General features: G+C 68.4%; 27 protein-coding genes and 1 pseudogene. 21 read left to right on the forward strand and 7 right to left on the reverse strand.

Annotated features, from left to right (window positions below; genetic code table 11):
• From D471_RS40615 to D471_RS0131455, 6 genes are all read left to right on the forward strand, one after another.
• On the forward strand, positions 1-1,429 hold a 1,429-nt coding region (locus tag D471_RS40615; RefSeq protein ID WP_017602285.1), incomplete at its 5' end, for a hypothetical protein.
• Between the two features lie 229 nt (positions 1,430-1,658).
• A complete protein-coding gene (locus D471_RS38020; RefSeq protein ID WP_017602286.1) occupies positions 1,659-2,819 on the forward strand; it encodes a hypothetical protein in 1,161 nt (386 codons plus the stop codon).
• Positions 2,820-2,924: 105 nt separating this feature from the next.
• Positions 2,925-3,677: a metal-dependent hydrolase gene (locus tag D471_RS0131440; RefSeq protein WP_017602287.1), complete on the forward strand. Its 753-nt coding sequence runs from the start codon at positions 2,925-2,927 to the stop codon at positions 3,675-3,677.
• Between the two features lie 40 nt (positions 3,678-3,717).
• The gene (locus D471_RS37295) at positions 3,718-4,026 is read left to right on the forward strand and encodes a hypothetical protein (RefSeq protein ID WP_017602288.1); all 309 of its coding nucleotides are present in this window, start codon (positions 3,718-3,720) and stop codon (positions 4,024-4,026) included.
• Positions 4,027-4,244: 218 nt separating this feature from the next.
• Positions 4,245-4,463, forward strand: coding sequence for a hypothetical protein (locus D471_RS0131450; RefSeq protein ID WP_152486530.1), 219 nt, complete (start codon positions 4,245-4,247; stop codon positions 4,461-4,463).
• A 149-nt stretch (positions 4,464-4,612) separates the two neighbouring features.
• Positions 4,613-5,008, forward strand: coding sequence for a uracil-DNA glycosylase family protein (locus tag D471_RS0131455; RefSeq protein ID WP_017602290.1), 396 nt, complete (start codon positions 4,613-4,615; stop codon positions 5,006-5,008).
• 14 nt (positions 5,009-5,022) lie between these two features.
• Here the strand turns inward: D471_RS0131455 and D471_RS40620 are convergent, their stop codons facing one another.
• From D471_RS40620 to D471_RS0131470, 3 genes are all read right to left on the reverse strand, one after another.
• On the reverse strand, positions 5,023-5,172 hold the full coding sequence (locus D471_RS40620; protein ID WP_017602291.1) for a hypothetical protein: 150 nt from the start codon (positions 5,170-5,172) through the stop codon (positions 5,023-5,025).
• A gap of 435 nt (positions 5,173-5,607) precedes the next feature.
• The gene (locus D471_RS0131465) at positions 5,608-6,606 is read right to left on the reverse strand and encodes a helix-turn-helix domain-containing protein (RefSeq protein ID WP_017602292.1); all 999 of its coding nucleotides are present in this window, start codon (positions 6,604-6,606) and stop codon (positions 5,608-5,610) included.
• Positions 6,607-6,827: 221 nt separating this feature from the next.
• The gene (locus D471_RS0131470) at positions 6,828-7,139 is read right to left on the reverse strand and encodes a hypothetical protein (protein ID WP_017602293.1); all 312 of its coding nucleotides are present in this window, start codon (positions 7,137-7,139) and stop codon (positions 6,828-6,830) included.
• A 64-nt stretch (positions 7,140-7,203) separates the two neighbouring features.
• Here D471_RS0131470 and D471_RS0131475 point away from each other — a divergent pair, with 64 nt between their 5' ends.
• The 7 genes from D471_RS0131475 (at position 7,204) to D471_RS37305 (ending at position 11,400) form a co-directional block, all read left to right on the forward strand.
• On the forward strand, positions 7,204-7,671 hold the full coding sequence (locus D471_RS0131475) for a hypothetical protein (protein ID WP_017602294.1): 468 nt from the start codon (positions 7,204-7,206) through the stop codon (positions 7,669-7,671).
• Positions 7,668-8,147, forward strand: a complete 480-nt coding sequence (locus tag D471_RS0131480) for a hypothetical protein (protein WP_017602295.1) — start codon at positions 7,668-7,670, stop codon at positions 8,145-8,147. The genes D471_RS0131475 and D471_RS0131480 overlap by 4 nt, the downstream gene beginning before the upstream one ends.
• 220 nt (positions 8,148-8,367) lie before the next feature.
• Positions 8,368-8,961: a hypothetical protein gene (locus tag D471_RS0131485; RefSeq protein WP_017602296.1), complete on the forward strand. Its 594-nt coding sequence runs from the start codon at positions 8,368-8,370 to the stop codon at positions 8,959-8,961.
• Positions 8,962-9,048: 87 nt separating this feature from the next.
• A complete protein-coding gene (locus D471_RS0131490) occupies positions 9,049-9,561 on the forward strand; it encodes a flavoprotein (RefSeq protein WP_017602297.1) in 513 nt (170 codons plus the stop codon).
• Positions 9,562-9,641: 80 nt separating this feature from the next.
• On the forward strand, positions 9,642-10,847 hold the full coding sequence (locus D471_RS0131495) for a helix-turn-helix domain-containing protein (RefSeq protein WP_083924472.1): 1,206 nt from the start codon (positions 9,642-9,644) through the stop codon (positions 10,845-10,847).
• Between the two features lie 95 nt (positions 10,848-10,942).
• The gene (locus D471_RS37300) at positions 10,943-11,170 is read left to right on the forward strand and encodes a hypothetical protein (RefSeq protein WP_241479761.1); all 228 of its coding nucleotides are present in this window, start codon (positions 10,943-10,945) and stop codon (positions 11,168-11,170) included.
• Entirely contained in the window at positions 11,167-11,400 is a 234-nt protein-coding gene (locus D471_RS37305) for a hypothetical protein (protein ID WP_017602300.1), read from the forward strand. The genes D471_RS37300 and D471_RS37305 overlap by 4 nt, the downstream gene beginning before the upstream one ends.
• Before the next feature lie 135 nt (positions 11,401-11,535).
• Here the strand turns inward: D471_RS37305 and D471_RS0131505 are convergent, their stop codons facing one another.
• Positions 11,536-11,799: a GntR family transcriptional regulator gene (locus tag D471_RS0131505; RefSeq protein WP_017602301.1), complete on the reverse strand. Its 264-nt coding sequence runs from the start codon at positions 11,797-11,799 to the stop codon at positions 11,536-11,538.
• 104 nt (positions 11,800-11,903) lie between these two features.
• Between D471_RS0131505 and D471_RS0131510 the strand changes: the two genes are divergently transcribed.
• The 5 genes and pseudogenes from D471_RS0131510 to D471_RS0131525 all read left to right on the forward strand — a co-directional run bounded on the left by D471_RS0131510 (position 11,904) and on the right by D471_RS0131525 (position 13,887).
• Positions 11,904-12,239 carry a hypothetical protein gene (locus D471_RS0131510; RefSeq protein ID WP_152486531.1) on the forward strand — a complete coding sequence of 112 codons (336 nt, stop codon included), beginning with the start codon at positions 11,904-11,906 and terminating at the stop codon, positions 12,237-12,239.
• Positions 12,236-12,505 (forward strand): annotated as a pseudogene (locus tag D471_RS42585) (DUF397 domain-containing protein); the annotation flags it as partial. The gene D471_RS0131510 and the pseudogene D471_RS42585, both read left to right, overlap by 4 nt.
• 14 nt (positions 12,506-12,519) lie before the next feature.
• Positions 12,520-12,672: a hypothetical protein gene (locus tag D471_RS42250; protein WP_241479762.1), complete on the forward strand. Its 153-nt coding sequence runs from the start codon at positions 12,520-12,522 to the stop codon at positions 12,670-12,672.
• Positions 12,673-13,051: 379 nt separating this feature from the next.
• The gene (locus D471_RS0131520; RefSeq protein WP_017602304.1) at positions 13,052-13,399 is read left to right on the forward strand and encodes a hypothetical protein; all 348 of its coding nucleotides are present in this window, start codon (positions 13,052-13,054) and stop codon (positions 13,397-13,399) included.
• The gene (locus D471_RS0131525; protein ID WP_017602305.1) at positions 13,396-13,887 is read left to right on the forward strand and encodes a hypothetical protein; all 492 of its coding nucleotides are present in this window, start codon (positions 13,396-13,398) and stop codon (positions 13,885-13,887) included. Before D471_RS0131520 ends, D471_RS0131525 begins: the two co-directional genes overlap by 4 nt.
• A gap of 338 nt (positions 13,888-14,225) precedes the next feature.
• Here the strand turns inward: D471_RS0131525 and D471_RS0131535 are convergent, their stop codons facing one another.
• The 3 genes from D471_RS0131535 to D471_RS37310 are packed head-to-tail and all read right to left on the reverse strand — an operon-like array spanning position 14,226 to position 15,074.
• Positions 14,226-14,609, reverse strand: coding sequence for a DUF6221 family protein (locus D471_RS0131535; RefSeq protein WP_017602307.1), 384 nt, complete (start codon positions 14,607-14,609; stop codon positions 14,226-14,228).
• The gene (locus D471_RS0131540; RefSeq protein WP_017602308.1) at positions 14,606-14,821 is read right to left on the reverse strand and encodes a hypothetical protein; all 216 of its coding nucleotides are present in this window, start codon (positions 14,819-14,821) and stop codon (positions 14,606-14,608) included. Before D471_RS0131540 ends, D471_RS0131535 begins: the two co-directional genes overlap by 4 nt.
• Before the next feature lies 1 nt (position 14,822).
• A complete protein-coding gene (locus tag D471_RS37310) occupies positions 14,823-15,074 on the reverse strand; it encodes a hypothetical protein (protein ID WP_017602309.1) in 252 nt (83 codons plus the stop codon).
• Between the two features lie 112 nt (positions 15,075-15,186).
• On the opposite strand from D471_RS37310, the gene D471_RS0131550 reads away from it, so the two are divergent.
• From D471_RS0131550 to D471_RS0131560, 3 genes are read left to right on the forward strand one after another with little or no spacing between them, the layout of a single operon-like run.
• Positions 15,187-15,546 carry a hypothetical protein gene (locus D471_RS0131550; RefSeq protein ID WP_017602310.1) on the forward strand — a complete coding sequence of 120 codons (360 nt, stop codon included), beginning with the start codon at positions 15,187-15,189 and terminating at the stop codon, positions 15,544-15,546.
• 25 nt (positions 15,547-15,571) lie between these two features.
• Complete coding sequence (locus D471_RS0131555; protein WP_017602311.1) at positions 15,572-15,856, forward strand: hypothetical protein; 285 nt, start codon at positions 15,572-15,574, stop codon at positions 15,854-15,856.
• Positions 15,853-16,059: a hypothetical protein gene (locus D471_RS0131560; protein ID WP_017602312.1), complete on the forward strand. Its 207-nt coding sequence runs from the start codon at positions 15,853-15,855 to the stop codon at positions 16,057-16,059. The genes D471_RS0131555 and D471_RS0131560 overlap by 4 nt, the downstream gene beginning before the upstream one ends.
• Positions 16,060-16,246: the final 187 nt, after the last annotated feature.

A 16,246-nucleotide genomic window follows, 5' to 3' on the forward strand; every position in this document is an offset into this window, starting at 1 on the left:
CCAGCTCCGGTACCTGCTGCCCGGTCTGGCGGCGGACGCGAACCTGCCGCACGGGTGCTCGATCGAAGCGATCGAACCCGCGGGTGAGGGGCAGCGGGTGGTGGTGCTGCGGGTGCCCACCCGGACGCTCGATGACATCAACGAGATGCACCCTTTGTGGGAGGAGCAGCGCAGCATCCTCGATGGGATCCCGATCGGGGTGCACCCCAACGGCGATGTCACGCAGGCGCCGGCCCGTGAGGAGTCGTGGCTGATCGTGGGGAAGAAGGGTGCCGGGAAGACCACCCTGCTGCACGGGATCACCGCGACCGTGGGCATGTGCCGTGACGCTTTGGTGTGGCACATCGACCTCAACGGTGGCGGGATGACGCAGCCGTGGATCGATGTGTGGTTGGACGGGCGGGTGCAACGCTGTCCGATCGACTGGGCCGCCCCGACGGTGGATGAGGCGATCCGCATGACCAAGGCGGCGGTGAGGATCGCCAAGCACCGCAAGACCGCGTACCGGAAGCGGAAGAAGGCCGCGAACACCAACCTGTTGCCGGTGGGCGCGGACCTGCCGGAGATCGTGATCATCCTCGACGAGGGTGCCGAGGCGATGGCCGCCGCAGGCAAGGGCGCGGTGACCGAGCTGGCGGACACGTTGGAGGAGATCCAGCGCATCGCCCGCAACGAAGCCGTCAACCTCGTCCTATCCGTGTTGCGCGGTACCGGGGATCTGGTACCCGCGGCGATGTCCACCCAGACCGGTGTGGGGATCTGCATGAAGGTGCGCCAGCAGAAGGAGATCGCGGCGGTGTTCGAGTCGGCGTGGGAGATGAAGCTGCGCCCCGAGCACCTGATCGCGAAGGGGTCCGGGTGGATCGGTGTGGACGGGGCTCTGCCGACCCGGTATCAGGGGTGGAACATCCTGCCTGACGACATGGAGCAGGCCGCGTTGCGGATCGCTCGGGTGCGCCCGGATCTGGATGAGGCGTCCGCGAAGGTGGCTGGGGAGGATTACGCGTCCCGCTACTCGCGGATGCGGGAGTTGTTCGTGGAGGACGCCGAACTCGTCGAGGAGGAGCCCGACCCGGTGGTGGTGGCGGGGACGTTCACCGCGGACTGGGACCTCGGGTTTGACGCCCCCTCCCCCGCGTCGGAGGGCCGCCCGGCTCTGCCCGCGGGGGACGACGACGGGATCGAGGACGCCGAGATCGTGGACGACATCCTCGTGGGTGCGCTGCGGGTCATGGCCGACCTCGGTTCGGACCGGGCCACCCGCACCCAGCTCGCGGACCGGCTCACGGGCGGCGACGAGGACCTGCTGCGGGACCGGATGACGGCTGCGGGGTGCTGCCCGCCGCACTCGCTGCGGGTCGATGGGGCGCCGGCGCGGGGCTGGTACCGGCGCGACATCGAGGAGGCGATGGCCGTGACACCCGCGTGACGGCGCCTGTGACACCGGCCGTCACACTGTGACGCCGCCACACCTCCGTAACGCTCTGACCTGCTGTAACACCGTGACGCCCCGGGCGAGGCACCCCCGTTTCCGCCCCTCCGACCCCCAAAACCGGGGGCGTGGAGGCCGGGCGTCACACCGTCACACGACATGAAGATGGCCCGCCGATACGACCAAGCACCGCGGGCCACCACCCCACAGAAAGGGCACCACCACCATGGCACAGGAGATCGAGACCACGAGCACGGAGGACGTCCCGGACGGCGCCACGAAGGAGTTGGAGCGGCGTCTGAGCGTGTCGCGGGCGTGGGCGGGGCTCAAGCGCGACCACCGTGTCCTGTCGTTGCAGGCGCGCGTACAGCACCAGCTCGCGGTGTCTGGGGAGCGCGCCAAGGCCCGGCGTGACCGGCGTCAGCGCCGTGAGGAGAACCGCGACGCGTCGGAGGAGACCGCGCTCAACGGGCTGCGGCGCCGCGCGTCAGTGTCCGGCGAGCGAGCCCGCACCCGCGCCCGGATCCAACAGTCCGCGGAGATGCGCGCCCTGCGGGTCTCCCGAGTGCGCACCACCTCCCTGATGGTGCTGCTGCCCGTGCTGGTGGCGTTCGCCGCCTGGTCGACCGCCGGGGTGCACGCCGGGCTCACGCTGCTGCTCGCGATCGAAGCCGGGTCGCCGATGTGGTGGGCGGCGTGGGGGCTGGAGCCGGCGCTCATCACGATCGTGGGCGGGCTCATCATCGTCCGCGCGGTGCTGCGCTCATCCGGCGGCGACCTCGGGTTGCGGGCGACGCTCGCGGAGTGGGGAGCGCTCACCGTGTCGATCGCTCTGAACGCTGCGGGGCACTGGCCGGACGGGGGGTCGCTCACTGCGGTGGTCGCTCTGATCGCTCACTCGATTGGCCCGCTCGGGGCGGCGCTCACGGCGTGGCTGATCGGGATCATCGACGACGCGGTGGCGACCGCTCGCCCGGACCGTGACCGCAACGGTGAGCGGGTGCCGTCGCTCGCTGATCTGGAGGCGACCGAGCGCGCTGAGCGGGCCCCGGTCACCACCGTGGAGGAGGTTGAGCGGCCCTCTGAACGGGAGGCGATCACGCAGGTGACGGCGGGTGAGCGGCGTGAGGAGCTGTCGGAGGCCGACTACGAGCGGCTGCTGAGCGGCAGCCAGGACGAGGACGCCCCCACGGAGCCCGCGGCGGATGAGCGCCCCGCCCGGCCGGTGTCGGGGTCGGTGGGTGAGCGGCGGGCGATCGTCGCTCGACTGCTGGCCGATGACCCGGAGATGACCGGTCCGGCGATCGCTCAGGCGCTCACGGACGCGGGGTTCCCGGTGAGCGTGCCGACCGCCAAGCGTGACCGGGCGGCGGTCACTGGCGAGTGAGCGGCTGGTGATCGGTGGGCGCTCGTTCGGTGTGAGCGGGCGCCCCCTTTTCTTGTCCGAGAGGGGGACTCGGTTCCCCCTCCTCCCCCTTCCTTGGAGTTGCTGATGATGGGTACGAGTCATGCCGCGACGGGCCTGTTGGCCGGTGCGGCGGTCGGTGCGGTGTTGGGTTCGCATGCGGCGGATCCGTTGGTCTGTGCCGCGGTCGGCGCGGGCGCGGCGCTGTTGCCGGATCTGGATGAGCCGGGGTCGACGGTGGGCCGGTCGCTGGGTGCGGCGACGGAGGGTGTGGCGTCGCTGTTGCGGTCGGCGTCGTCGCGGGTGTACGAGTCGACGGCGACGCCGTATGAGCTGCGGGCGGGGAAGGACGGCGGCCACCGGCACCTGACCCACACTCTCCCCGCGGTGGTGGTGTTCGGGTTGGTGGCGTGGGGGCTGTCCGCTCTCGCGCCTCTGGGTCTCGGCGTGGTGGTGTTTGCGATGGCGGCACTGGGGCTCGGCACGGTGGCGCGTGCGGTGCGGTGGTTGGGGCCGTTGCGGAAGCGCAAGCTCGCCGCGTCGGTGGTCGCGCTCCTCGTGGCGACGGGCGCGGTGGTGGCTGATGGTGGTGCGGCGTGGCTGGTCGGGTTGACGGTCGGCGTCGGCACGCTGGTGCACATCCTCGGAGACTGGCTCACCCGGTCCGGCGTCCCGTTGGCGTGGCCGGTCAAGCATCGCGGGAAGCGGTGGTGGATGTTCCGCTCCCCGGTCGCGTTCCACACGGGCAAGAGCCCGGTGGAGGTGGTGATCATGTGGGGGTCGCTGGGCGTGTCGCCGCTGGTGATGGCGCTGGGGATGCCGCCGGTCCCGGGCGCGTGAACCCCCTGCCAGAGCCGTTGTTCGACCCTAGGATGGATATATGGACCCCCTTTCCGCTGTCACCGGAACCCTCGGCCTGTTCGCCCTGGTCACCTTGTTGGGGTGGCCGCAGATCCGCGCGTTCGTCGCCTCGCAGCAGCACCGCCGGGCCGCCCTGGAGCAGAAGAAGCGTGACGCGCTCAACCCGCCTGCGGTGTGCCAGTGCGGGCATGCTCGTGCGTTCCATGCCCCGGCTGAGGTGGGGGCGGGTGCGTGCGCCGCTGAGGTGGAGGTGGAGGGTGCGCCGCCTCGGGACTGCCGGTGCCAGCAGTACGTGGGGCCGGAGCCGCTGCCCGAGTTCAACGTGTGAGCGGCACGTGGGCGAGGCGTCGTAGACTGATGGTGCGTATTCCAAGGGCGTAGCTCCTCATCGAGGTCAGAGTACTGACCGGTTGTCATCTCCAGACAGGAGCTACGCCTATGGGCGGTCGGTGCTGGTAACACCGGCCGCCCACATTGGCCCCGCTTCGGCGGGGCCTTTTGCGTGTTCGCCTGACTGGCTTCCGTCCGTGTCTTTACGCTGGTCGCATGGCTACGAGAGGAGACTTGGTGGGCGAGGAGTTGGAGCATCACGAGTTCGAGGTCGTGGTGAAGATGAGCCCGGAGCAGCAGAAGCGGTTCCGGGCTGACCACGGTCTGGGTCCGGATGAGGATTTGGGGCCACACGTGGCGAAGGCCGTGGAAGAGCGGATCCGGCAGAAGATCCCTGCTGAGCGGGTGGTGTGCGAGTTCGGTCGCAAGGAGTGAGCGTCGGCCTCCGTCTTTGGGCGGGGGCCTTTCGCGTGCTCGTGGGTGTCTCGATGTCGAGCAAATCGGATTTTACGGTCGAACCCTCCACAAACCGGTTCCTGTCTGGCAAACTGCCACCCCGACCCCACGGACGGACAGGGGCGCGCATGGACCACAACTCCCCCGACTCCCCCAGCGGCCACAGGGCCGAGCGTCAGCGGCTGGACACGGACGCCGCCTGGTTGCGCGACATGATCCAGCTGCTGTCGGACGAACCGTCCGCGGCCGTGATCGAGGCACTCCAGGCGACGCAGGGCGTCCGGTTCCTGACCGTCGCCCATCCCAACCCCGCGCCGGAGGCGCTCCGGGCGTGGCGGGAGGTGTGCGCCCTGCTGTCCCCACGGGAGCACCTGGTGGTGTACGCGCCCGGCGAGGACCAGGACGTGTTCGTCATCCCGCCGCCGGACGCGGACCGGTTGGTGGCCCGGCTGGCGTGCATCGCGCGGGCAGTCAGCGGCGGGTCGTGGGAGGTCGTCGAGGGGTACCGGCCGGAGGGAGGCTGAATGGTCCGGAACTCTCAACTCTGGGTTGAGGGTTCGTCGCCGGCCGACGCGCCGTGCTCTTCAGCGAGCCGGTTGTATTCCTGCGCGCACCCGAGGGTGTCGCACATGTCCAACTCGACCCCGTGTTCGCAGATGGCGGCGGCCAGACGCTCAGGGACGGGCATGGGTGGCTCCTGTCGTTGGTGTGTGGGGCGGGCGCCGGACAGCCCCGGCGCCCGAGACGGTCAGGACATCAGCGCCCCGCACTTGGTGCACGCGAGCTTCCCGTCTGAGTTCTTGACGTACACGTGCTCCCCACCGGCTGTGCACCGACCGGCCTGAGGGTGAGGGGTTGGGCGGTTAGGCTGGCCCGCATGGGTGATTCCGAACTGCATGATCTCTCCTCTCGGTTCCCGCACGTGCTCTTTACCCGTCTGGGCCCGGGGGAGCACGGGAATGGTGCGGTGTGGCGGTTGGAGCCGCGTGGGTCGTCGAGTGTGCGTGTGTTGTATGCGTACAGCGTGGAGGAGGCGGCCCGGTTGGCGGGGATTCGTCCATTGGCTCCTCGTTAGTGCTGGGTGTGGGCGGGCACCGGCACTGGTTGCCGGTGCCCGGGGTGGTCAGATGCGGAAGACGTCGCGGCCGGTGGCGAGTCCTTCGGCGGTGACGACGCCTCCGCGTGCCCCGGCTTGGGGTCGTGGCGCGGGGAGTAGGGGTTCGTCGTACATGTCCTGGTTCTCAGGGTTCTTGTAGGGCGTGTGGCGGTTCCTGGCGCGTCGTTCGGCGCGTAGCTGGTTCTCCCATGACCAGCCGCCTGGCTGCTCGCCAGCGGCCGTCTGGTGACCGCGCACGGCCGCGAGGTCCTGCTCCAACAGGACCACGTCCCGACCGGACAGGTAGCCCGCTGGCGAGTGGACGCGCACCCCGTCAGCGGCAGCCTGGGCGATCACCCGCCGCTTGACGGCTGTGGCTTCGTCGGGGGTGGGTGGTCCGCCTTGGGGTTGGGCGTCGGTGCTGCTGAGTTTGTCGATGATGATCTGTTCGACTGTCTTCATCTTCTTCGTCGCCGGGGCGGGAACCGATTCGGGCTCGGCTTCACCTTCGGCGGTCACCGAAGAAGATGATGGTTCACCTGATGGATTACCTGAGGGATCTACTGATGGATAGGGGTCACCACAGGTACCTTCGTTAGTACCCTCCGGGTACCTTTGCGGTACCTCAGGGGAACCATTGGTGTGCCCCTCAGGTACCTTCGCTCCGGTCTCCTCCGGCTCGTGGTCTTCCTCGAAGCCGAGTTCGGGCACGATGTTGTCGTCGTACTCACGGGGCGGCAGCTTCATCTTCTGGAGCTTCTTGACGTTGATCCGGGACCCGTTGGTCTTCCGGCCGCCGCCCTTCTTGCCCCGGCTGACGGTGGTCATCAGCTTCGCTTCGATGAGCTGCTTGCGGACCTTCTTGACGCCGCTGGCGGAGAGGCCGGTCATGTCGGCGATGCGCTCGACGCCGGGCCAGCAGTAGCCGTGGGCGTCGGTGAAGTTGCAGTAGGCCAGCAGGACCGCCTTCTGTGGGGCGGTGAGGTCTCCGGCGTCGAAGACCATCTGCATGTGCTGGATGCTCACGGCGTCACCTCCGTGGGGAGGTGGAACGTGAGTGTGGCTCGAAGGGCAGCCCCCGGATTCCGGGTACGGGCTACCATGAGGCTAGGATTCATCCCCAGCCGTCCTTCCTGAGTACGCAGGTTGGATGGTCAGAGCCCGTATCGACGTTGGCGCGTCGTGCGGGCTCGCTTTATGTGGTTATGGGGCCCAGTTTACCTGGGATATGGGGGCTTCACCCGGTCCTAGTAGCCCGTCCCCTCCCTCCTGCACTTCGCCTCGTAGCGCAGGTTCTCCCGCGCCTGCTCCAACACCAGTGTGATCGCGTCCGACCTGGTCGGCTTGCGCGACGGCGCGCCACCGCCCGGGTTGTACAGGCCACCCACCACGGACACGGACCCCGCCGTGCCGGTGTACGCACCGCTGGACATGCGGCGGATTCGGCCCACGATCTGCCCGTTGATGCGGACCTCTTCCCCTTCGCCCTTGTAGAGCGGGTCAGGTGTGAAGGTGACGTCGCCGCCGACGTTTTCGGGGATGTCGATGTCTTCGTCCATACCCCGAACCTAGCTTGCACGTACCCTACTTGCAATCCACTTCGAGGTGATGCACAGTGGGTACATGCAGACGCCTGAAACGTTCTACCGCCTCCACCACACCGGAGCCCCCGCCTTCACCGCCGACAACGCCTGGTCCGCACCCTGGGGAAGCTCCTTCACCGACGACGGCAGCTCCTACACCTGCGTCGCCTGCGATGGCACCGGCGAACAAACCCCCGAGATCCACGAATCCTGCGACGGGCAGGGCTGCCACCACTGCGACGACGGCATGATCACCGAATGCGCCGACTGCGACGGCGACGGCACCCTCGACTGCGAACGCGGCTACTCCTGCACCTGGGACGCCGCCGGGCTCGTCGCCTACTTCAAACAGCAGCACGCCACCCCCACCGACGACATGGGCACCATCTACGTGTTCGAGGGCGAGTGGACCGGCGACGGGGCCGACGGCGACCCCCTCGCCGTCCCCACGAAGGTCATCGAGACGCTGACGTGGTCCGAGCTGGTCGCCCGAGCGGAGTCCGCATGAGCGACTACGTCGAACGGTTCCGCGCCCTCACTGCCCAGCAGAACACCGCGCAAGCCGAGGTGGACAGGATCGGCGCGGAACGCGCGAGAGTGCTCGCCGCCTACCACGCCGAGTCCGGCCTGTCCTACGCCAAGATCGGTGCCGAGATCGGCCTTCAGCGCGGCACCGTACAGCAGCTCGTCGAACGAGGACGCAAGGAGAAGACCATGCAGCGCACCGACATCACCGAGCACACCGTCATCTACAACGGCCTCAGCGACGGCGAGAACGCCAAGTGGGCCGAGTGCGCCGAGATGTGGCGGTTCGACGCCGAATCCCACGGCTACAGCGTCGCCATCACCAGCAAGTCCGACGAGACCGGCGCCCCGCTCGTGTCCTGCAACGGGAAGACCTACGTGCTCTCCCGCTACTACGAGGAGGGCACGAACGACTGGTTCATCGTGGCGAAGCCGTACACCCCTCCGCACGAGCGCTGATCCGCTGAGACGATGAGACCCGCCTGGCTGTTGCCGGGCGGGTTTGCTGTGTCGGCTGGGCACGTGCATCAAAGCGGACAAAACCCCCGGCAAGCGGGGGTTTCGGGGGGTCAGTCGTCCGGCGGTTCCTTCGGAGGCGGAGGCCACACGCACGCCCAAACCCCCACCAACACGGCGCGAGCACTGGCACAATCAGGACCCCAACCCCCCGGAGGAGCGCATGGACATCCTGATCAGCCCATCAGAGTGGACGCCCGAATGGGTCGCAGCGATCGCCGGATCCGTCGCTGCAGTCGGCACCATCGGTGCGTTCACTGTCGCCCTAGTCCTCATTTCCAAGCAGGCCAAGGCTCTCAAAGTCACCATTGCCGCGCTTCAAGGCGAGATCAGAGAGCGGAAGAAGCGTGAGTGGCAGGAACGTGAAGCGCAAGCGCGAATGATCGAGTTGAGGGCATTCAGTGGGTGGCCCGCTGACGCCGACGATCACGCGGTTGCCCTGGCCTACACCAGCCCGTCCGGCGTCCAAATGGGTTCCACAACCACACGTTTTATCGTCTCCAACCGGAGCGATGGTCCCATTACCAAGATCACCTGCGCATCAGGATCCCAGCCTTTTGAGTTAGGCATCTCGGGAAACAACGGGCGGGCTCAAAACTCGATGGTGGCGTTCATCCCCCGAGGGGGGGAAGCACGGCTCTACTGGCTGAAGAAAGTCACGAACGACGAAGTTTATGTGGACTTCACCGACGAGGCTGGTGTCCGTTGGCGGCTCCACCACCGCGACGGCCTGTCTGAGGTGACCGACGGGCAGTAACGCGAACGGGCCCCACGCCTACGCAGCGGCCGGGACCCGATCCGCGAAACACCCTACCCCCCACACCCACGCCCCTACACTGCCCCCATGGCGAAAACCCTCTACCTCGTCACCTCCGGCGCCCCCACCACCGACACCGAAACCCTCCCAGACCTCGTGCAACTCCTAACCGCCGACAGCTGGGACATCACCGTCGTGTCCACCCCAACCGGGGAACGCTTCCACAACCTGGAAGCAATCGGAAAACTGACGGGAGAACCCGTTCGGACCAAGTTCCGACTGCCTGGAACCGGCAAGTCCCTACCCCCACCAGACGTCATCCTCGCCTGCCCCTGGTCGTTCAACAGCACCAACCGCACCGCCCTCGGGCTCGCCGACACCTTCGCAGTCGCCCTACTGTGCGAGATGATCGGCCGCAACGTGCCCACCTTCATCGTGCCCAAGGCCGGGCAAGCACTCGCGCAGCATCCCGCGTTCGACCGCAGTCTCCGCGCTCTGGAAGAGATCCCCTCCGTCAACGTCCTCTACGACCCGGCGCGCCGGCTCCCCCCATGGGGCGAAGTCGCCAACGCGCTCACACCAACCACGGGCGGCCGGTAACAACAAGGCCGCACCCCTGACAGTAGAAAAGCCCCGACCTACCCTGAGAGAGCGACCACACAGGGAAGGACGGGGCTGATATGTCCCACGATACCGAGACCACCGGACAACGAGTAGCGCGCCTCCGTAAACTCCGCGGCCTCACCCAACACGGACTCGCCGGACGCTCCCACGTATCCCGAGGCCTCATCGCCAAAGTCGAAACAGGAGACCGGGTGGCCACCCCCGCATTCATCGCCGCGGTCTCCACCGCCCTCTCAGTGGACCCCACCGAGATCAGCGGCCAACCGTTCCGGGGCGAGACGACCGCCACCGACCGCGTCCACGCCACCATCCCCGAGGTGCGCCGCGCCCTGGACGCCATCGACGTCCCCCTGGACCTCGGCATGGAACCCCGGCCAGTGAGCGAACTCGCCCGCCAAATCGAAGCGCTCCGACTCGCCTCAAAGGACGCCAAACACCTCCAAGTCGGCACGTCGCTGCCCGCCCTGCTCACCGAACTCGCCGTCCACGCCCACACCGCCGACTCCCCCAAGATCTGGCGGCACGTCAACGCGGCCCAAGCCCTCGCCGTGTCCCTCGCCCGCCGACTCGGGTACACCGACCTCGCCACGTCCACGATCAAGGACGCCGCCGCCTCGGCAGCGCGCGGTGATGACCCGAACCTGCCCGCGCTCGCGCAGCTGTCCCGGGCGCTCATGATGATGATGTACGGGTCGTGGGTGGCCGGGCTCAACCTAGTGCGGGTCGCCGCGACCCGAGTCGAACCGGATACCCCGCAGGCGCTGGCCGTCCACGGGGCACTCCAACTCCGTTCCGCGGTATTGTCCGCGCGAGGTACACAGACCGGTGACACCACTGAGTCACAGGCGTGGGACCACCACGAACAGGCGGTGGAAGCCGCTCGGCAGTTGCCCGCCCGAACCCAGGACTGGTACGCGCTCCAGTTCAACCCCGCCAACGTCGCGATCCACGGAGCGGCGGTCGCTGTGGAGATGGGCGACTACGACGAGGCGCTGCGGCGGGATGCCAACATCACCGAGCCGCTACTCGTCGCGCTGCCTGCGGAACGCCGCGCCCACCACGGCATCGACATGGCACGCGCCTACGTCGAACTGGGGAAACGGGACAAAGCCTTGGAGCGGCTGGTGGCGGCGGAGCGGGTCGCTCCGCAGATGACCCGCTATCACCCGTCTGCCCGTCATGTCGCTGCTCATCTGGTGGACTACCACCGGTCGATTCCGGAGCCGTTGCGGGGATTGGCGCGGCGGATGCAGATCAGCTGAGTCGAGTCAAGGAGGCCGGTGTCCCAACTTGGGACACCGGCCTTTGTTGCGCTTCGTAGCGTGAGCCTCACCACGACATCCCCGAGGTGAGGCTGATGACCTGTCCAAGCGTGGCGCCGCCCGCACGGCTACGGGTGGCCGACGACCGCAACCCCGCCGTGCCCCGGTTCCACCGCGACTTCCCCGGATGGCGGGTGTACGGCAGGGGCACCACGTGGTGCGCCATGCGGCCCGGCGGCCACGACGGTCTGGTCGGTGTGTCCGCCGCCAGCCTCACCGAGCTGCGCACGCTGCTCACCGAGGCGTTGGAGGCGGCGTCATGAGCACCCAGGACGACCTCGCCCGGCTGCGCGCCGAGTACGGGGACCGGTACTGGATCCGGTGCACCCACCGGACGTGGATCGCCACTGACCGGGACCCGCACACGACCACCGCGCCCACGTTGATGGCGGACAGCCCGGAGGAACTCGCGGCCCAAATGACCAACCCCGGGCCGCGGGCAGGAATGCCGTTCCCCACCGGGGTGTACGGCCGGATGGGGGCTCACCCGTGAAGCCGCCCGCAAAGCTGTGGCGGTGCGAACCGCCGGACACCCACCCGGACCTGGTCGACCTCACCCGGACGATGCGCGTCTACATCGCCCACGGCGGCACCCACACCCGGCCGGAGACGCCCCTGGAGGCCGCGCTCACCGCGGCGACACGAACGTGCCCCGCTGCGGGACCACGAACACCGTCCCCTCCTCCACCAGGAGGCGGATCGACCGGCGCACCGTCGACCGCGCCAGGCCGTACTCCTGCACCAGGCGCTGCTCGGACGGGATCGGCCGGTTCGGACCCCAATCCCCACGGGCGATCCGCGCCGTCAGGATCGCCGCCAGCTGGCGGTACGGGGTGACGGGACCCTCGTGGTCGATGTCGTCATCAGGGCCAAAACGCAGGTCAGAGCTCATGCCGTGACCGTAGAGACACCTCTACGTGTCCCCAGGATGGGATACGTAGCGATACGTAGGAAGACCAGGCGATACCAGTGACACCACAGGAGGCCATCCGCATCATGGCCAATGCCGCCCGCGCCGCCGGGCTCTCCCCCGTCGTCGAAGGACGGTCCGTGGACCTGCGGGTCATGGATGGCGACACCGTGGCCGCGGCCATCCGTGTGCACCTGGAACAGGGCACGTGGCGGTACGAGGCCGCCGCCCGCCCCGGAGGACACGACCGGCCCATCCGCACCCGCCACCTCGCGGACGCCGACGCCCCCGTCACCGCCGACACGCTGCGCCCGCTGGACTACTACCTCGCGCAGGTCACCACCCTGCGCCGGTCGGCGCCGCGTCCGCCGGCGCACCCGGCCGACACCCCGGCGTGGATGCGGGTGTACGCCGCCACATGACTCGGCGCCCCCACCAAGGAGGGCGCCGAAACCCCGGGGATCGCGGAGGCACCCGCCCCCGGGGACACGGAGAAACCGCACTAGAAAGGCTAGACGTGACGAACGTCGGCAACCAGGGCCCGAAGTCCTTCCACAAGTCCAGCTACAGCCAGGGCGCGTCCAACTGTGTGGAGGTCGCCGAAGGCAGTGTCACCGCCGTCCGGGACACCCAGAACCGGCACCTCGGCCACCTCGACGTCCCCGCCACCGAGTGGGCGGCGCTCCTCGGGGTCGTGCGCGGATGGGCTGGTACAGCCTCGGCCCCGATGGCAGTCCCGGCGGCGAGTCGGACCCCGAAGCCGCTGAGCGCGGCAAGCGGATGGCGGAGGAGGGAGACCCCAGGGCCAAGCCCCGTCTCCCCCGAGGTGAGGACCAGGACTCCGCTGACGAGTAGACCCCCGCACGCCCGCCCGTCCTTCCCTGCGGGCGTGCGGGACCCACGTCGCCCCGGCCTGAGGGGGATGGGGGCGACGCCCGAGACCGTCTCCTCGGGCACGGGGTCGCCAGGCTGGGACACCTGGCGGCCCCCACACACCTCCGTGCGCGGCCCGGTGAGGGCATAGCGCACGGTCAGGCCCCGGGCTGGGGAACCCGGGGAGGGTCCGGCAGGGGAAGCACCACGCCGGACCCGGCCCCCACCTTCCGCGAGGAGGGTGGGGGTTTTCGCATGTCAGGGGCTGGTTTCAAGGTGAATCTAGGTACCCTATTGACAGGTGAATATAGGTACCCTAGATTTAGAGGTGTCAGCAAGACACACCGAAAAGGCGGCGGACATGATCAGCACCGAAGGCACCGAGTACACCATCACCTACGCCGCCGCCCCCTACCCCGGCGAAGAGCACAACGGCGACCTCCACCGCTTCCAAGCCATCACCACCGACGGCGACATCGCCTCCGAGCTCTACGTCGACATGACCACCCTGGTCATCGCCAACATCGAAACCGCCTCGGAATACCGCCGCGAAGGCATCGCCACCGCGCTCTTCGAGGCCGCCGAAGCCCAGCCCCCCGAGGTGCTGCACGCCCGCCCCGCCCACCGCACCCCCGAAGGCAACGGATGGGCCGACGCCGTCGGCGGCGACACCGAAGAGAGCGACGAAGACGAGGACGTCTACGCATGAGCTACTACCGCATCGACTGGGACGCCCTCAACGCCCTCCCCGCCGCCGCCAAGATGCAGGCGCTCGCCGACATCTTCGACCAGGTTCGCTCCGAGATCGGAGCCGAGCGGGGGCGCATGGTCCACGAGGCGGTCGCCGAGCACGGAACCCAGAAGGCTGCCGCCGAAGTCCTGGGCATGAAGACCGCCCGCCTCGGACAGCTCTACACCCAGTACAAGGAGACGCACATGATCGAGATCGCCACCGTGGTCGCCAACTATGACCTCCTCAACGAGGTCGAGGACCAGTTCGACAGTCGCCAGGCGGCGCATGAGGCCATCCAGGCCTACCTGTCCCAGGTCATCGACATCGACGGTGAAGACGAGGTGATCGTGGACCGCAAGCCGCTCAAGAACGCGTCCGGGCGGATCATCGGCGAGACCCTGTGGGTCACCCCCGAGGCCGCCGACGCCATCCGCGACGCCATCATGGCGCAGGAGAATCTGTGAACGCCTGACGCGCCACGCGTGGGCGTGCTAGCGTCGCAGACGTCGCCCCTCGGGGTGGCACTGCTCCCCGCGCACGCGGGGATGAAAGCCCGTCCATGTGCCGGGCTTTTCTCATGCGCCCTGTGGATAACCGCTCCCCCACCACCCTGGCGGGCACACCCACAGCATGGACGACGACGCCCCGTACACCCCCGAAGAACGCGACGCCATCATCGACCTCGTGACCGGGCTACCGCGCGAGGGCCTGGAGCTGCTCGCCGACTACCTCGGCATCGACCTGGAATGACGAAGGCCCACACCGTGTGGTGCGGGCCTGACGTGTGTGAGGGGTTAGCGGGTCACAGCGCCCACGTCTGGTCGTAGTCGGGATGGTCGGCGTACACCGACGCGAGCGCGCGCAGCGTGGGGCACTCGTCGATGTCGTTCCTGCGCACCTCATCACCCGGGCACCACCCGCAGCCGTTGCAGCCCCGGTGGTCGCCGCGTCCTTCCTCGCTGTGCTCTGCGAGGATCGCCCGCTTCGCTTTGACCTCCCGCAGCACCCGGCGCCCGTCCACGATGAGCCCGGGGATGTCGGGGTTGTACTGCATTCCGAATGCGCCCGGGTCCAAGGTTTTCATCGGGCCTTCATCACCGTAGACGAGGTCTGTGTACTCTGTCGCTTCCTGGGCGATGCGCTGCTCTTCGTCCAGACGTGCGGTCAGGAACTCGGCGATGGTCATGAGGTGGGCTCCTCTTCGTCTTCAGGCCATCCGTGCTCGTAGGCGGGCCACCCATCGACGTCAAGGTCGATGTTCGCGTACTTCGGGTTCGCTGCCAGCTTCTCAACCTCCGCGACGAACTCGTTCCACGCACGGGCGTCACGGTCGTCCTCGGCGCTGTTGTGTTTCGACAGATAGCCGTAGGCGGTCAGTTCCAGCCGTTCCCGTCCCATCTCAGGACTCCTTCTTCTTCGCGGCGCGACGCTCTGCCGCTGCCTTGCGGACCGCCTCGCGGATCTTCGGATCCAACGCGCGCCGGATGGTCTCTCGGGTGTAGCCGGTGGCGCGCACGATCTCGGCCTGTGAAAGGCCCTGGTCTTTGAGTTCGCGGAAGCGTGCGTCGCGTTCTTCAAGGGCGCGTTCGATGGTGTCTTCGTAGTCGGCCGCGACCTGTCTCGCGGTGGCTTTGAGGGCTTCGGTGTCCATCCCCTCATCTTGCCACACGAGTTGGCCGATTCCGATATGCCAATCGGGATTGACATGCCTATCACGGTAGGCATACACTGGAGTCATCAGCCCGAGAGCACCAGGAGGACAGATGGCCCGCCGCCGCCCCACCGTCGCCGAAGCCCGCATCAAGCGCCACATGCACCGCGCCGCCCGCCGCAACCAGGTCGCCCAGCGCACCGCCGCACGGGCCGCCCACCGCGACGAGCGCCACACCATCGGCAGCCACCTCCGCAACATGGGCGCCGACGACACCACCGCCACCGGCATCGCCGCCAGCCTCCGCAAGAAGACCACCCCCGGCGTCAAGGGCTACGCGCTCAAGGACGGCACCCGCCGGAAGTGCACCCGCTACACCCGCGCGCAGGTCCTCATCGCGCTCGCCGCCTACAAGCCCCGCAAGACCGAGTACAAGACCGCCCGCGCCCACCTGCTCGACCTCGCCGCCTAACCACCCCGACCACCAAGGAGCCGACATGGCCTGGGACCGCACCCGCGAAACCCGCACCTCCTACCGCGCCCGCAAGAAGGCGTTCCGCGCCCAGCTCCCCCAGTACCTGCCGCACCTCGCCGCCATCAACGACGAACTCGCCGAGAACCCCTCCGACCCACGCGGCGACGACTGGGCGTTCGTGGACGCTCTCGCCGCGAACATCCGCGAAGCGCTCGCCAACCGGGCGTGGGTCCAACGGCAGAGCCACGCGACGCTGGAGCGCATCGGGCGCATGGGCACCGACTACGAGCAGGAGGACAACGCATGAGCCGCATCTACCGCGACGGCACGACCAGCGTCGGACCCCAGTGCCGCGAGTGCGGCCACCCCGCCCGGTGGCGCATCGACTGGTCCGGAACCCGCCTCGGCCACACACACGCCTGCGGACAGCACATCGCCAAGCTCGCCCCCCGCGACCAGGACTCCATGCTCCTCACCCCGATCGAACCCCAGCGCAAGCCCACCGCCTAAGGAGACCCGCATGACCATCGACCGCTTCCACATCGACCGCGTCAGCGACTACTTCCGCACCTTCCCCGACGACTCCGGGATGCCCTGGTTCAGCGAGACCAGCACCCCCAGCCGCCTGAACCAGGCGCTCGTACTCGCGTGCAACCTGCACGACCGGCCCCTCATCGTCGCGCTCACCAAGAACCGC

Origin of the sequence: Nocardiopsis lucentensis DSM 44048 (genome assembly GCF_000341125.1) — a bacterium.
In the GTDB taxonomy this organism is placed as follows: Bacteria; Actinomycetota; Actinomycetes; order Streptosporangiales; family Streptosporangiaceae; genus Nocardiopsis; species Nocardiopsis lucentensis.